The sequence below is a fragment of the Bacillus sp. AG4(2022) genome, assembly GCF_031844465.1.
Classification (GTDB): Bacteria; Bacillota; Bacilli; order Bacillales; family Cytobacillaceae; genus Bacillus_AB; species Bacillus_AB infantis.
In genome coordinates this window covers 350,693-362,677 of record NZ_JAUZVH010000006.1, presented here as the reverse complement: position 1 = coordinate 362,677, position 11,985 = coordinate 350,693, and the positions used below count along the sequence as shown (strand labels likewise).

Below are 11,985 nucleotides of genomic sequence, written 5' to 3'. Positions count from 1 at the left end.
CTGCTGCTTTTGCTGTGTACTCTATACAGGAAGGCTAGCCATCACGCTGTTATATAGCTTCAATGTTATAAACAAAAGGATGGAAAGCAGAGAAGCCCAGGATATGACCTGGAAGAAGATGATCCCGATCAGTCCAGCCAGAGAGATGGAACTGCCTGAAATATAGACAAAGTAAATGAAATAAATGACAGTCGCTGCAAGAAAAATTCCCGCCATAGTGTAAAAGCTGAAAAAGCTAAAAAGCGACAGCGCACCGCCGGCCAGATATATAACTGATCCGCTCCGGCTTTTCGCGATTGCTTCTCCGCTTTCATCTTTCGAAAAGAAAAGCAGGGAAAGGCCGTTGATGGTGTCTGCAATCAGCTTCAAGGCAGCAAAAATCATAAAGCAGCAGGCCATACAGATGATGAGCAATGCAAGCTTTATGCCAGCCTCCGGAAAGAACTCTTTCATGCCTTCATATACACCAATTCCCGAAAGCCAGCCCAGCAGTTCCTTCTCCGCTATGGCCGAAAAAGACAAACTGAATAACAAAATCGCCATTAAAGGGAAATAGCTGGTCAAATACTTATTTTTCATATGAAGCCCCCTTAGTCACAGATTCCCTAATAACATTATCGGCTGGTCTGGCCGGATGTACAGGCCGCACAAAAGGAACCGGCAAAAAAGCTGCTCTAAAAGCTACAGTCATTTAATAAGATAATAAAAAATGAAAGCGCTAACATTAAGGGGGATTTAAAATGAAAAGAATGAGAATCTGCCTGCCCGCGTCTTTGCTGACAGCCTGCCTCCTGTTTGCCTGGAATTGGCCGGCAGCGTCCACACCAAAAGAGATGCAGGAATTCAAAGGGGCATTGGAAGATCACATGCAAAGTACAGTCCACTATTATCATGAAGATTCAGCAGAAATCAAGGACTTTATCACAATGAATGGAGACGTGGTAAAGATCATCCAGACAGATGAAACTGCCACACCGGAAAATGAGGAAAAGATTGAGGAATATTCCACAAAGATCGCTGTCGCTTTTACTGAATTCGAATTAAAGCGCGATTCCATTTTCTTTTTTAAGAAAAGAGAAATGTATTATTATGATCTTGAAAAGAAGGAATTCCTGTCTTCTGTACATGTGATGGGGAATTCCGGGGTGGAACAGTTTTTCAAAGAATATATGCATGATTTCACAAAAGTGCTGACACCTGCCTCGCTTGCACTGCTTCTGCTTCTGCTATCCGCCATTATCATAGTACCGGTCCTGATCATGATTTTTCATAATAAAAGCAGGCCAGTCTCCGGGACAGCCGGCCAGGCTTAAGAGAGGATGAACTATTTCATCCTCTCTTTATTTATGGGGCAGAACATCCACTCCTGCTTCCACCCTTACATATTCCCTTGATTCAAATGCTTTTATCTTTCTCTTAACAGGGCCCTGGCCAGATTCAGCCGGCATAACCTCTACCATTTCTTCTTCTGTATCAGAGTAAAAAAATTCTCTTTTATCCTTTGCTTCCAGCACCCATGCACCGGCAAACAAAAACCCAAAGAGGATTATGGATGCGAGTATTTTTTTATGCATCATAACCACCACCTACCCGTAGTTTGCATGCATTTTATTAAGTTTATACAGATTTTTTTCGAAATTTTTTCCGGTTTCAAACCTGTTTCTACCTATTTAATAAAGTTTGGAGAATCCTTGCGGCATAAGGTTTCCTCAAATGCACGACCGTGCCATTTAGGTTATAATTTGTTCAGAGGCAGTCTCCGGGAGGAATTTTTTTCCCCTGGCGTAACTTAGAGCAGATAAAGTGCGGAGCATCTTATAACAAAGATTGGAGATAATTGTATACATACGCGTCTCTGCTTACAGCTTTTCTTCACAAGCCTGGAATACTTTCAGCCGCAAATGGGAAAAGGCCTTTGATATGTATCAATTTCTTCCTGACAAGGACTCACATGCACAAATTCTGTGCGCTTACAATTAAAAAGGAGGTCATATTGTTGTCTTTGCTGCATTTGGCGATTGTGTCGCCATTATTGTTTGCCATATTTATACCATTCTTCTATAAATATTTCAGGCAAATACATACCGGGTGGTTCCTATTGCCCCTGCCCATCCTGCTTTTCAGCTATTTCATCAGCTATCTGCCGGAAACAAAAGCGAATGGGGCAGTAAGCAGGACCCTGTCCTGGATTCCATCCTTCGGGATCGATTTTACAGCCAGGGTCGATGGCCTCGGGCTGCTTTTCGCCCTTTTAATCACAGGCATCGGAGCATTAGTGGTGCTGTATTCCATTTATTATCTTTCTAAGGAAAAAGAAAAGCTCAACACCTTTTATGTTTATCTGCTCCTGTTCATGGGGGCTATGCTGGGAGTTGTCCTATCCGATAACCTGATAGTCATGTATGCTTTCTGGGAGCTGACCAGCTTTTCTTCTTTCCTGCTGATCGGCTATTGGTACCACAGGGAAAAGTCCCGCTACGGCGCCCAGAAATCGATGATGATCACGGTACTTGGCGGACTGGCTATGCTGGGCGGGATCATCCTGCTTTATCTGATGACAGGAACTTTCTCTATTTCCGAAATCGTCCCGATGGCCTCTGAAATCATGGAAAAGCCGTACTTTGTCCCTGCTCTGCTTTGTTTCCTGCTGGGCGCTTTTACAAAATCGGCACAATTCCCGTTTCATATCTGGCTTCCTGACGCAATGGAGGCGCCGACGCCTGTCAGTGCATACCTCCATTCTGCGACAATGGTAAAAGCAGGCATCTATTTAGTAGCCAGGATGAGCCCGGTCTTTGCAGAGTCCGGCATCTGGCTGTGGCTTGTGGCATCCTTCGGGATCGTTACGCTGTTCTGGGGTTCCTTTTCTGCCGTCAAGCAGACAGACCTCAAAGGGATCCTTGCTTTTTCAACCATCAGCCAGCTCGGACTGATCATGTCCCTCCTCGGAGTTGGTGCAGCTGCCCTGCATTACGATACCGTGGAAGACAGCCTATATACGATAGCTACAACTGCGGCAGTGTTTCATTTGATCAACCATGCCACCTTTAAAGGAAGCCTCTTTATGGTGGTCGGCATCGTTGACCATGAAACCGGGACCAGGGATATCCGCAAGCTCGGCGGACTAATGAGCTTTATGCCGATTACCTTTACCCTTGCAATGATTGGAGCCTTTTCAATGGCCGGCCTGCCTCCATTTAATGGGTTCCTCAGCAAGGAAATGTTCTTTACCGGAATGGTCAACATTCTTGAAGTGGATATCTTCAATCTGGATACATGGGGTATTTTATTCCCAGTGCTTGCCTGGATTGCAAGCGTGTTTACGTTCATTTACAGCATGGTGCTTGTATTTAAGACATTCACAGGAAAGTTCCAGCCTGAAAAGCTCGATAAAAAACCGCATGAAGCTCCTTTCGGCATGCTTATTTCGCCGATCATCCTGGCTTCACTGGTCGTTATCATCGGATTCTTCCCGAATATCCTGTCAAGCACCATTATCGCTCCAGCCCTTGGAGTGATCATGCCTGGCCTTGTGTTTGACGTGCATATTTCATTCTGGCACGGCTTCACTCCAGAGCTTTTCATGACGCTTGGGGTCATTGCTTTCGGAGTACTGCTTTATACTACACTGGACAAATGGCGCCAGATTTATGATCTGTTCCCGGAGAAGCTTGCACTCAACCGCTTTTATGATGGCGGAATAGAAGGCATGCAGACCTTCTCATCAAACCTGACAAGAACCTATATGAACGGGTTTATCCGGACATATCTTGTGTACATCTTTACATTCTTTATTCTGCTGCTTGGCACGACGCTTGTCTGGAAGAATGCCTTTAAGCTGAGCACAAATGATCTGTCTTCAATCGGCTTCTATGAAGTGCTGCTGGCGCTGATCATTGCCGCTGCATCCATATCTATCCTGTTTGCCAAGTCAAGGCTGACATCGATTATCCTGCTCGGTGCAGTCGGATATACAGTAGCTCTGTTCTTTGTGTTATTCAGGGCGCCAGACCTTGCTTTGACGCAGCTTGTCATTGAAACTGTGTCTGTCTCGCTATTCCTGCTTTGCTTCTATCACCTGCCGAAGCTGAAGCGGAATGAAGAGAGAATCCGCTTTAAAGCAGTCAATCTTGCAGTATCGATTGGGGTTGGCGCCATCGTCACGCTGATCGCCCTTTCTGCACACAGCAATAAGCTTGTTGAATCTATTGCAGGCTATTATGTTGAAAATACTTATAAAGAAGCAGCAGGAAAAAATATGGTCAACGTGATACTGGTTGACTTCAGGGGCTTTGATACCATGTTTGAAATATGCGTTCTCGGGATTGCCGCCCTCGGCATCTTCGCGATGATCAAGCTCCGCCTGGCAAGGAGGAATGAAGGGTGAAAACGAACGATATCATACTGCAGACAGTGACGAAGGTCGCCCTCTTCATCATCATCCTGTTTTCAATCCATCTGTTCTTTGCCGGCCACTATTATCCGGGCGGCGGGTTTGTCGGCGGGTTGATGACATCCGGTGCCATCGTGCTGCTCCTGCTCGCTTTTGATATGAAGACAGTCGCAAATATTCTGCCGATCGACTATAAATATATGATTGCTACGGGGCTTTTGTTTGCTGTCGGAACAGGGGCAGGCGCTCTGCTGTTCAATGTCCCTTTTCTGACACACGCCTTTAATGATGTCTATTTGCCCCTGCTCGGGAAAACTTCCCTGCACACGGCAGTACTGTTCGATACCGGTGTATTCCTTGTCGTTGTCGGAGTTACAATGACCATTATTCAAACAATAGGGGAGGATGAATAATGGAGATATTAATGTCCGTTCTCATTGGCATTCTGTTTATGTCTGCCACTTATCTGATGCTTTCAAAAAGCTTGCTCAGAATCATTATTGGAACAGGCCTTTTAAGCCATGGCGCCCATCTTCTATTGATTACCATGGGGGGCTTGAAGAGGGGAAATCCGCCATTATTGGGGGAGCATGCTAAAAATTATGCCGATCCCATTCCCCAGGCCCTGATCCTTACTGCCATCGTTATCAGCTTTGGCGTTACAGCCTTCTTCCTGGTTATGGCCTACCGAGCCTACCAGGAACTTGGCACAGATAATATGGAAAGATTGAGAGGAAAAGAAGGAAATGACTAACTTATTAATGCTTCCCATTCTAATCCCGCTGGCAACAGCGATCCTTTTAATCTTTCTCGCTAAAAATGTCCCTGCACAGCGCTGGGTTTCCGGGATATCTGCCGGTGTTACGGCTGCTGCTGCCTTCGTGCTTGTGCAGAAGGTGCACAATGACGGCATTCAGACAGTCGATCTGGGCAGCTGGGAGGCGCCGTACGGAATCACGCTGGTATCTGATATGGCTTCTGCCCTGCTTGTTTTGACAACAAGCCTGATATCCCTGGCCTGCCTGATTTATTCTTTCAGATCCATTGGCATTGACCGCGAGAAATTTTATTATTACCCTGTATTCCAGTTTCTGATCGTCGGCGTCAACGGGGCATTCACTACAGGGGATATTTTCAATCTGTTTGTTTTCTTCGAAGTGATGCTCATGGCATCATATGTCCTGATCGTTCTCGGCGGGACGAAGATCCAGCTTCGGGAATCCATCAAGTATATTCTTGTGAACGTCATATCATCAGCCTTGTTCGTCATTGCAGTAGGCTATTTATATTCTATTGTAGGATCCCTGAACATGGCCGATATTTCCGTGAAAATCGCAGCGTTCGGGCAGCCTGGCATTTTGACGGTGGTCGCAGTTCTGTTCCTTATCGTGTTCGGACTGAAGGGCGCCATATTCCCGCTTTACTTTTGGCTTCCGGGCTCTTACTATGCACCGCCCATCCCGGTCATGGCCGTCTTCGGCGCCCTGCTGACCAAGGTAGGCGTCTACTCCATCATGCGGACGTATACTCTCTTCTTTTATCATGACCAGGGGTATACTCATGAAATTCTCAGTATACTTGCAGTGCTGACCATCATCCTCGGGGTGATAGGGGCAGTTGCATACTGGGACGTCAAAAGAATCATCATTTACAATATTGTTGTGGCCGTGGGGGTCATCGTATTCGGGATTGCGGCAATGACTCCGGATTCACTGGCCGGGTCGCTCTTTTATATCATTCACGATATGATCATTAAAGCAGCGCTCTTCCTGCTTGTCGGAATCATCATCAGCATTACGGGGACAAGCAACCTCCGCCATATCAGCGGGCTGATCAAAAGGTACCCCGGGCTTGCCTGGACCTATTTCATTGCGGCACTTGCCCTTGCGGGGATTCCTCCGCTCAGCGGCTTCATTGGAAAGCTCCTGATCGTCCAGGGAGGATTTGAAGCCGGCCGCTATTGGGGTGCAGGAATCGTCCTTCTATCAAGCCTCCTGGTACTGTTCTCAGTCATGAAAATCTTCATCAATGGATTCTGGGGAAATCCCCGCTCCTATAAAAATGAAGATAAAGCTCCTGTAAGGACATTGCTCATTGCTCCGGTGATGCTCACTGCCCTGTCTGTATTTATGGGAGTCGGGACAGAAGTGATCTATCCTTATATCTCGCAGGCTGCTGAAACTCTTTCGGACCCAAATATCTATATCAATGCAGTCTTAAAGGAGTAATGATATGGCATTTCAAATTTTATTGAATTTCTTTTTAGCATTTGTATGGATGTTCCTTAAGGTCTCTTATGACCCGGTAACATTCCTTGTCGGCTATTTCTTCGGGCTGCTGATCATCTTTGCATTCAGGCGGTTCTTCGATTCACGCTTTTATCTGCTCCGGGTCGCGGCTGTCCTGAATCTGCTGCTGATCTTTATGAGGGAGCTGATATTATCCAATATCGCCATACTGAAGGTAATCCTGAAGCCAAAGCTTGATATCAGGCCCGGCATCTTTGCTCTTGAAACAGAGCTGACCGAGGACTGGGAAATCACGGTCCTTTCGGGACTGATCACTTTAACGCCGGGAACGCTGGTCATCGATGTTTCCGATGATAATAGAATCCTTTATATCCACGCCATGGATATAGGGGATGTCCATGAATCGGTCAGCAGCATCAAGAATTCTTTTGAAAAAGCAATCATGGAGGTGAGCAAGTGATGCTGGAAGTGATTGTACAAATTTCGCTGCTCTGCATTTCCGTTAGCATGGTCGGCCTTATCTACCGTGTAATCAAGGGGCCAACCATCCCTGACAGAATCGTGGCACTCGATGCCATCGGGATCAATCTCGTAGCTGTCATTGCACTCATTTCCATCTTGCTGAAAACCAATGCTTTCCTGGAGATCATCCTGCTGATCGGTATCCTTGCATTCATCGGCACGGTAGCCTTCTCGAAATATCTGGAAAAGGGGGTTATTATTGAACGTGATCGAAATCATTAGAATCATCATCATAGTCCTGATCCTGATAGGGGCCTTTCTCAGCCTTGTAGCGGCTTTTGGAGTAATCAGGCTGCCTGATGTATACACACGTAACCACGCCGCCTCCAAAGCCGCTACATTGGGTGTCATGTCCGTTCTGCTTGGGACCTTCCTTTATTTTTATGCAGAAGAAGGGCATTTCAACTCAAGGCTTATCCTGGGAATCGTATTTATCTTTATGACATCCCCTGTTGCCGGCCACCTGATCAGCCGTGCAGCATATAACGCAGGTGTCCCATTGGCGGATGTAAGCGTCCAGGATGATTTAAAAACAAAGAAAAATTCACAGGTAAGCGTCAAACAAGAAAAGCCATGAGGGAATCCCTCATGGCTTTTCTTGTTATTCTCATGCCCAGATGCTGCTATTTCCTTTGAATGACCGCCATTGTGCATCTTGAAACACACACAAGCTTCCCTTCTTCATCAGTGATTTTGATATCCCAGACCATTGTTGATTTTCCCTGATGAAGAACAGTGGCAGCTGCAGTGACGACTCCGTCTTTTTTTGCCCTGATATGGTTGGCGTTGATCTCAAGGCCGACCACAGCTTGTTTTTCCTGGTCCACTAATTCAAATGCACCGATGCTGGCCACCGTTTCAGCCAAAGCTACCGAGGCGCCGCCATGCAAAAGCCCGAAAGGCTGCCTGGTCCTCTCATCGACCGGCATGGTCGCTGTCACATGCCCTTTCCCAAGCTCAGTCACTTCTATTCCTAAGGCATGTATCAGCGTATTCTCCAATTTCATCATTCCAGTTCCCCCTCCATGTTTTTAACCATGGTGCATGACTATGTATGTTCTTTTACTATAACTTCAATCCTTGTGACAGACAACCTGGCAAAGTATCCTTGCTCTTCATTCCCTGCCCCAAAGGCCGGGAGCAGTGTGTTGCTTCGGAGTCAGTGAACGCCAATCTAATACAAAATAACTGCTTAAATAAAAGGCTGCGTTAGTGTACCTTGTTGATTTTGGGCTGCATTTCAGCACAGCTGAAATGCAGCCCAAAATCAACAATAATGTTTAACAAAGCTAAATAAAAAAAGCCTGCTGCGGCAAACTAAAGATGTCCATCAAGTTCCGCAAAAACATGGACGAAACCATAGACAGGGGTGTTCATTTATGGATCATATCCGTGAAGGTTTAATTCCAGCAGTTCTTGGTACAGCTGTAACAGCAACAGGCTACGCGCTGAAGCAATCCAGAAAAGTAGACAGCACGCTGTCCGACACCATCGTCGGCTTCGGACTTGCCCATATCGTTCTGGGAGCCATTGACCTGGTTGAACACCGCCATCACTATTAGCACACAAAAAGGCAGCTTTTGCACGCTGCCTTTTCTTTTTTCAGCTCCCTCACGCCAGCTCCCTTTGCTTTTCTTTTTTTCTTCTGCTGCGTGTCTTGATCACGAGGATGATAAGCGCAAAGACGGCACCGGCCAAGAGCGCCTCTTTTCCATAAAGGATGATGGCATCTATATGATCGCCGAACAGATATCCTAAAGTGAAAGCAACCGCAAGCCAGAGCAGTGCCCCGCTGAAGGCAAACAATGCGAAGGTTTTGAATGGAAGCCTGCTGAAGCCATAGAGGAATGGGACAAAATTGCGCAGCCCCGGTATGAAATAGCTGAGTGAAAGGGAAAAGGCATGATGCTTATCCATCAGCCTCAAAGAGTCATCAATTATTTTTGCAAACCGTTTTCTTTTATGGAAATATTTGATCAGCGGCCGGCCGATAAACCGGCCAAGTGTATAGCAGGTCGTCAGCGCGGCAGTCATGCCGGCATAGGTCACTAGAAAAGCCCCAAGAGGATGAAGCACACTCATCGAGGAAACCATCCCGACTGTCATGGCAATGACTTCATTTGGGACGGGGATGCCGAAGACGCCGAACCAGAGCCACAGGAATAGGCCGACATAGCCATTTTCTTCAATCAGCAGCAAAATATAATCCAGCTCCATCTTCAGCACCTCCCCCGCTCTCCATCTATTTAAGAATTCTCCATTACCCTTGTTTACCCCTCTTTTATCTTTATGAATCCATACTAATACGCTCATGCTACTTAAATGTATATTCCTTCCTGCAAAGCACATAACCGATTAAGATGGCTGACAGTTTTTTTTTCACTGGCAATCGTAAGAAAGGGGGCCGCCGCATATAGATGGAATGAATGGGTGCACCTGGATTATGTTCCATGAAAGGAGCCAAATAAATGTTTCCGCATTATTATTACGGAAGAAGAAACAGCATCAGCCGCTACCCGCAGCCTGTATGCCATTTTCCTCCGCCTCCCCGTCAGCTCTATTATACAGCCAGCGTGAGGCAGTTTCCTTCTGTCAATCCTGCCACCTTTATGAGCTCGGCCAAGCATATGCAGGATCTAATGAGTGATGCCAGGTCACTGCTTGACAGGATGGCTACTTCCAAGCAGTTTTCCAATGATCTGATGTCAGCTGCCCAGCAATCCCAGACAAAAAAAGCAGAAGAGATGATCAAGGCAACCGGAATTAAGTCGCAGCCCCGTGTCACATATACACCGGACGGGCTCACCCTGGTATTTGAAGCAAAAGATGACCATGCTCAGTGCTGCAGCCTGACCTTAAAGCTCAGATGGATGTAAGTGCAAGTGCAGGCTGCAGCACTGATGCAGGAATTTCAGCACAACAGAAAAAAGCTCTCCTGACCAGAGAGCCTTAAAAGAAAGAGTCTATTGTTAAATGGCACTTCATACCTTCATCAATCAGTAATACGGATATCCTCCGCCGTATGGCGGGCCGTAAAATGGCGGCGGGTAAAAGTATGGCCTTGGCCGCGGAAAAAACAGTGCACTGCCGACAAGCCCTCCAAGCAATCCGCCTACAAACGGCGCCCCAAAGAAAAATCTTGAACCGCCTCCAGCATAATATGGCGCTCTATATGGATGCATAAAAGGTCTACCTCCTTATTTTCTTCCCTACACTACTACATATGCAGGCGAATGCCTTTTGGACTGGGCATTTGTCCGCTTTCCGGGGCATTCACCGCCGGGCTGTTCTTCATCGGCAAAAAAAAAACACAGGAGAAGCTCCCCTGTGTTTTTCAGCATTATTTTTGTTCCAATATATCTGCCGTTTGTCCGCACGCCTGCAGTGCCTGATCGACCGCCTGGAGGGATTCCTCGATGCGCTCACGGTTTGAACCCTGTTCTACCGTTGATAATGCCTGCTGCAGAGAATCTTTCGCCTGATTCAGGGATCCATATGAGTCCTGTACATATCCTCTTGCATTTTTCTGCATGATAGCACCTCTTCTTTGCTTCTTATTTTTCACTGCCAATAACCAATGGGAAGGCAATTCCGTTCATCTGCAGAGCTGACCAGCCGGAGCTGGAACAGAAATTGGTCGAAGAGGATCGGCTCACCATCATCGAAAGAGCATGCTTCCAAAAGGAGCTCCAGCGGATTATCTCCTGCCCCGGAATGCTCCATCACGCCTGAAAGCCAAAGCTTGAAGCTCAATGACTGCCCAAGTGCACTATATCCCGCTTCATCGAATATTTCCCTTATCTGCTTTTCATCCATCCGGCCGCCTCCCTGCATACCAGAAATCTTCCATTTTTGATTTTTCCCAAACAGGCTGTTTTTATACTTTCCCCAGGCAAGAAAAGGCTCTGGGAGAACAACCATTTTCTGCACTTTTGCATGATGGCTCGTCTATAATATAGCGAAGCATAAATCGGCAGCCTGCAGGGTATTCCAGAATTCAATCATATGTAGCCTTACAGCTGTTCCAATAAGGAGGGATATCATAAATGGATACTAAAGAACTTTTCGATTTGTCCAATAAAACGGCCATCGTCACCGGCGGCGGGCGAGGGCTCGGCGAGCAGATGGCCTATGCACTTGCAGAGGCAGGAGCAAATATAGTCGTCTGTTCCAGGAATCTTGAGGCGTGCCAGACTGTCAGCAAGAAACTGGCATCCATGGGAGCCCAGTCATTGGCATTGGAATGCGACGTGACCAATGAAAACAATATCAGCTTTGTCATCGCGGAAACGATCAGCCATTTCGGCCGGCTTGACATCCTGATCAATAACAGCGGAACTTCCTGGGTCGCTCCGCTCCTGGACTACCCGGAAGACAAATGGGACAAAGTGATGGATGTCAATGTGAAGGGCGCGTTCCTGTTTACCCAGGCAGCTGCCAGAGCCATGAAGGATCAGGGCAGCGGAAAAATCATCAATATCGCATCTGTCACAGGATTCAGGGGGGCTCCATCCGGCTTCCTGGATACACCGGCATACAACACCAGTAAAGGGGCGCTGATGGTGCTGACAAAGGATCTGGCTGTGAAGCTCGCCCCTTATAACATCCAGGTCAACAGTATTGCCCCGGGCCTGTTTCCGACAAAAATGACGGCATCCATGGAAAAAACCAATAAAATATTGCTGAAAAAAATACCTGCCGGAAGGTTTGGCAAGAATGAGGATTTAAAGGGAACAGCGTTGTTTCTGGCTTCCAGTGCTTCTGATTATGTGACAGGCCATACGCTTGTAGTAGATGGCGGCTTGACGGCAACCATCTAGA

18 protein-coding genes are annotated in these 11,985 nt (G+C 46.9%); 11 read left to right on the top strand and 7 right to left on the bottom strand.

All coding sequences use genetic code 11. The features are described 5' to 3' along the window. Window positions 1-21 precede the first annotated feature (21 nt). On the bottom strand, window positions 22-579 hold the full coding sequence (locus Q9R36_RS18080) for a YufK family protein (protein WP_009795418.1): 558 nt from the start codon (window positions 577-579) through the stop codon (window positions 22-24). 161 nt (window positions 580-740) lie between these two features. Between Q9R36_RS18080 and Q9R36_RS18075 the strand changes: the two genes are divergently transcribed. After that, window positions 741-1,313 carry a hypothetical protein gene (locus tag Q9R36_RS18075; RefSeq protein WP_311225650.1) on the top strand — a complete coding sequence of 191 codons (573 nt, stop codon included), beginning with the start codon at window positions 741-743 and terminating at the stop codon, window positions 1,311-1,313. A gap of 27 nt (window positions 1,314-1,340) precedes the next feature. Here Q9R36_RS18075 and Q9R36_RS18070 read toward each other — a convergent pair whose 3' ends face one another. Then, window positions 1,341-1,577 (bottom strand): hypothetical protein, encoded by a 237-nt coding sequence (locus tag Q9R36_RS18070; RefSeq protein ID WP_248138536.1) that lies wholly within the window; start codon window positions 1,575-1,577, stop codon window positions 1,341-1,343. A 419-nt stretch (window positions 1,578-1,996) separates the two neighbouring features. Here Q9R36_RS18070 and Q9R36_RS18065 point away from each other — a divergent pair, with 419 nt between their 5' ends. The 7 genes from Q9R36_RS18065 to mnhG are packed head-to-tail and all read left to right on the top strand — an operon-like array spanning window position 1,997 to window position 7,741. Then, window positions 1,997-4,387 carry a Na+/H+ antiporter subunit A gene (locus Q9R36_RS18065; protein WP_022544328.1) on the top strand — a complete coding sequence of 797 codons (2,391 nt, stop codon included), beginning with the start codon at window positions 1,997-1,999 and terminating at the stop codon, window positions 4,385-4,387. Beyond that, window positions 4,384-4,806 carry a Na(+)/H(+) antiporter subunit B gene (locus Q9R36_RS18060; RefSeq protein WP_009795423.1) on the top strand — a complete coding sequence of 141 codons (423 nt, stop codon included), beginning with the start codon at window positions 4,384-4,386 and terminating at the stop codon, window positions 4,804-4,806. Before Q9R36_RS18065 ends, Q9R36_RS18060 begins: the two co-directional genes overlap by 4 nt. Then, a complete protein-coding gene (locus Q9R36_RS18055) occupies window positions 4,806-5,147 on the top strand; it encodes a Na(+)/H(+) antiporter subunit C (protein WP_094769474.1) in 342 nt (113 codons plus the stop codon). Before Q9R36_RS18060 ends, Q9R36_RS18055 begins: the two co-directional genes overlap by 1 nt. Then, window positions 5,140-6,621 carry a Na+/H+ antiporter subunit D gene (locus Q9R36_RS18050; RefSeq protein WP_101549595.1) on the top strand — a complete coding sequence of 494 codons (1,482 nt, stop codon included), beginning with the start codon at window positions 5,140-5,142 and terminating at the stop codon, window positions 6,619-6,621. Before Q9R36_RS18055 ends, Q9R36_RS18050 begins: the two co-directional genes overlap by 8 nt. A gap of 4 nt (window positions 6,622-6,625) precedes the next feature. Further along, window positions 6,626-7,102: a Na+/H+ antiporter subunit E gene (locus Q9R36_RS18045; RefSeq protein ID WP_009795426.1), complete on the top strand. Its 477-nt coding sequence runs from the start codon at window positions 6,626-6,628 to the stop codon at window positions 7,100-7,102. Next, window positions 7,102-7,386, top strand: a complete 285-nt coding sequence (locus Q9R36_RS18040) for a Na(+)/H(+) antiporter subunit F1 (protein ID WP_009795427.1) — start codon at window positions 7,102-7,104, stop codon at window positions 7,384-7,386. The genes Q9R36_RS18045 and Q9R36_RS18040 overlap by 1 nt, the downstream gene beginning before the upstream one ends. Then, entirely contained in the window at window positions 7,370-7,741 is a 372-nt protein-coding gene (gene mnhG / locus Q9R36_RS18035) for a monovalent cation/H(+) antiporter subunit G (RefSeq protein WP_094769490.1), read from the top strand. The genes Q9R36_RS18040 and mnhG overlap by 17 nt, the downstream gene beginning before the upstream one ends. 46 nt (window positions 7,742-7,787) lie before the next feature. Here mnhG and Q9R36_RS18030 read toward each other — a convergent pair whose 3' ends face one another. Next, a complete protein-coding gene (locus tag Q9R36_RS18030) occupies window positions 7,788-8,171 on the bottom strand; it encodes a PaaI family thioesterase (protein WP_035403284.1) in 384 nt (127 codons plus the stop codon). A gap of 372 nt (window positions 8,172-8,543) precedes the next feature. On the opposite strand from Q9R36_RS18030, the gene Q9R36_RS18025 reads away from it, so the two are divergent. After that, window positions 8,544-8,726, top strand: coding sequence for a hypothetical protein (locus tag Q9R36_RS18025; RefSeq protein WP_009795431.1), 183 nt, complete (start codon window positions 8,544-8,546; stop codon window positions 8,724-8,726). Window positions 8,727-8,775: 49 nt separating this feature from the next. Here the strand turns inward: Q9R36_RS18025 and Q9R36_RS18020 are convergent, their stop codons facing one another. Then, on the bottom strand, window positions 8,776-9,381 hold the full coding sequence (locus Q9R36_RS18020; protein WP_009795432.1) for a DedA family protein: 606 nt from the start codon (window positions 9,379-9,381) through the stop codon (window positions 8,776-8,778). A 251-nt stretch (window positions 9,382-9,632) separates the two neighbouring features. Between Q9R36_RS18020 and Q9R36_RS18015 the strand changes: the two genes are divergently transcribed. Beyond that, window positions 9,633-10,040: a YuzC family spore coat inner layer protein gene (locus Q9R36_RS18015; protein ID WP_009795433.1), complete on the top strand. Its 408-nt coding sequence runs from the start codon at window positions 9,633-9,635 to the stop codon at window positions 10,038-10,040. A 120-nt stretch (window positions 10,041-10,160) separates the two neighbouring features. Here the strand turns inward: Q9R36_RS18015 and Q9R36_RS18010 are convergent, their stop codons facing one another. The 3 genes from Q9R36_RS18010 to Q9R36_RS18000 form a co-directional block, all read right to left on the bottom strand. Next, window positions 10,161-10,346, bottom strand: coding sequence for a hypothetical protein (locus Q9R36_RS18010; protein ID WP_022544332.1), 186 nt, complete (start codon window positions 10,344-10,346; stop codon window positions 10,161-10,163). A gap of 158 nt (window positions 10,347-10,504) precedes the next feature. Continuing rightward, the gene (locus Q9R36_RS18005; protein ID WP_131486697.1) at window positions 10,505-10,696 is read right to left on the bottom strand and encodes a hypothetical protein; all 192 of its coding nucleotides are present in this window, start codon (window positions 10,694-10,696) and stop codon (window positions 10,505-10,507) included. A gap of 29 nt (window positions 10,697-10,725) precedes the next feature. Next, on the bottom strand, window positions 10,726-10,980 hold the full coding sequence (locus tag Q9R36_RS18000) for a hypothetical protein (protein WP_142385249.1): 255 nt from the start codon (window positions 10,978-10,980) through the stop codon (window positions 10,726-10,728). 230 nt (window positions 10,981-11,210) lie between these two features. On the opposite strand from Q9R36_RS18000, the gene Q9R36_RS17995 reads away from it, so the two are divergent. Next, entirely contained in the window at window positions 11,211-11,984 is a 774-nt protein-coding gene (locus Q9R36_RS17995; protein ID WP_009795438.1) for an SDR family oxidoreductase, read from the top strand. Window position 11,985: the final 1 nt, after the last annotated feature.

What these genes read in the sequence shown, in the direction of transcription:
- Q9R36_RS18045 (WP_009795426.1), top strand. Translation starts at nt 6,626, where the DNA reads ATGGCATTTCAAATTTTATTGAATTTCTTTTTAGCATTTGTATGGATG.
- Q9R36_RS18080 (WP_009795418.1), bottom strand. Translation starts at nt 579, where the DNA reads ATGAAAAATAAGTATTTGACCAGCTATTTCCCTTTAATGGCGATTTTG.
- Q9R36_RS18050 (WP_101549595.1), top strand. Translation starts at nt 5,140, where the DNA reads ATGACTAACTTATTAATGCTTCCCATTCTAATCCCGCTGGCAACAGCG.
- Q9R36_RS18055 (WP_094769474.1), top strand. Translation starts at nt 4,806, where the DNA reads ATGGAGATATTAATGTCCGTTCTCATTGGCATTCTGTTTATGTCTGCC.
- Q9R36_RS18030 (WP_035403284.1), bottom strand. Translation starts at nt 8,171, where the DNA reads ATGAAATTGGAGAATACGCTGATACATGCCTTAGGAATAGAAGTGACT.
- Q9R36_RS18020 (WP_009795432.1), bottom strand. Translation starts at nt 9,381, where the DNA reads ATGGAGCTGGATTATATTTTGCTGCTGATTGAAGAAAATGGCTATGTC.
- Q9R36_RS18040 (WP_009795427.1), top strand. Translation starts at nt 7,102, where the DNA reads ATGCTGGAAGTGATTGTACAAATTTCGCTGCTCTGCATTTCCGTTAGC.
- Q9R36_RS18075 (WP_311225650.1), top strand. Translation starts at nt 741, where the DNA reads ATGAAAAGAATGAGAATCTGCCTGCCCGCGTCTTTGCTGACAGCCTGC.
- Q9R36_RS18005 (WP_131486697.1), bottom strand. Translation starts at nt 10,696, where the DNA reads ATGCAGAAAAATGCAAGAGGATATGTACAGGACTCATATGGATCCCTG.
- Q9R36_RS18070 (WP_248138536.1), bottom strand. Translation starts at nt 1,577, where the DNA reads ATGATGCATAAAAAAATACTCGCATCCATAATCCTCTTTGGGTTTTTG.
- Q9R36_RS17995 (WP_009795438.1), top strand. Translation starts at nt 11,211, where the DNA reads ATGGATACTAAAGAACTTTTCGATTTGTCCAATAAAACGGCCATCGTC.
- Q9R36_RS18025 (WP_009795431.1), top strand. Translation starts at nt 8,544, where the DNA reads ATGGATCATATCCGTGAAGGTTTAATTCCAGCAGTTCTTGGTACAGCT.
- Q9R36_RS18000 (WP_142385249.1), bottom strand. Translation starts at nt 10,980, where the DNA reads ATGGATGAAAAGCAGATAAGGGAAATATTCGATGAAGCGGGATATAGT.
- Q9R36_RS18015 (WP_009795433.1), top strand. Translation starts at nt 9,633, where the DNA reads ATGTTTCCGCATTATTATTACGGAAGAAGAAACAGCATCAGCCGCTAC.
- Q9R36_RS18010 (WP_022544332.1), bottom strand. Translation starts at nt 10,346, where the DNA reads ATGCATCCATATAGAGCGCCATATTATGCTGGAGGCGGTTCAAGATTT.